Annotated in this window: 1 protein-coding gene and 1 pseudogene; both read left to right on the top strand. The window is 66.8% G+C overall.

Going from position 1 to position 1009, the window contains the following annotated elements; genetic code table 11:
- Positions 1–552 (top strand): ABC transporter substrate-binding protein (locus ELR45_RS36715; RefSeq protein ID WP_205855823.1); only part of this gene is annotated, 552 nt, incomplete at its 5' end.
- 136 nt (positions 553–688) lie between these two features.
- A pseudogene (locus ELR45_RS36720) lies at positions 689–1009 on the top strand (ABC transporter permease); the annotation flags it as partial.

Raw genomic sequence — 1009 nt, forward strand, 5'->3', positions numbered from 1 at the left:
TCCGCGGCGTTCGACCCGGCGCTCGACGACCACTACGGCTACGACCCGGAGAAGGCTCGCGACCTGCTCGCCGAAGCCGGCTACGCCGACGGGCTGGCCCTCTCCATGCCGACGACGGCGCTCCTCGGCTCTACGACGTTCACGCTGCTGGAACAGCAACTCGCCGACGTCGGCGTCGCAGTCGAGTACACCGATCCGGGCAACAACTACATCGCCGACCTGCTGGCACCGAAGTTCCCGCTGGCGTTCATGGCCCTCGAGCAGAACCCTGACTGGCAGCTCATCCAGTTCATGGTCGGGCCTGCCGCGGTGTTCAACCCGTTCGGCTACGAGGACCCCGAGGCCAACGCGTTGATGGAGCGGATTCAGTTCGGCGACGCAGACGAACAGGCCGCCGCCGCCGGCGAACTCAACGCCTACATCGTCGAACAGGCCTGGTTCGCGCCGTTCTACCGGGTGCAGGGCAGCTTCGCCACCGACGCGAACACGACGGTCGAGATGCTTCCGAACAACATCTACCCGGCCCTCTACAGCTTCCAGCCGAAGAGTTAAGAGGCGCGCAGAACGGTGCACGCGAGTCAGGCGAGTCCCATTCTGCGCAACCTCTAAAGAGCCGCTGTCCCGGCCCGTCCGCCTCGCGCGCGGGCAGACCGGGGAACCACGTCTCCTCACACCACAGGGACGACTCATGTTTCGATTCGTACTCCGGCGTCTGGCCTCCGGCGCCGTCCTCCTCCTCGTCATCACCACCGTCGCCTACGCCCTGCTCTACGCCGGCGGCGGCGACATCGCCCGCCGCATCCTCGGACAGAACGCCACCCAGGAGCAGGTCGCACAGAAATCCGTCGAGCTCGGTCTGGACCGGCCGCTGTGGGAGCAGTACACCGACTGGCTTGGAAGCGCCGTGACCGGCGACTTCGGGCGTTCCTGGTTCAACGGCCAGCTCGTGGCCAACGGGGTCACCAGCCGGCTTGCGGTCACGCTCTCCATCGTCATCGGGGCGACGCTC

Source organism: Phytoactinopolyspora endophytica (assembly GCF_004138495.1).
In the GTDB taxonomy this organism is placed as follows: Bacteria; Actinomycetota; Actinomycetes; order Jiangellales; family Jiangellaceae; genus Phytoactinopolyspora; species Phytoactinopolyspora endophytica.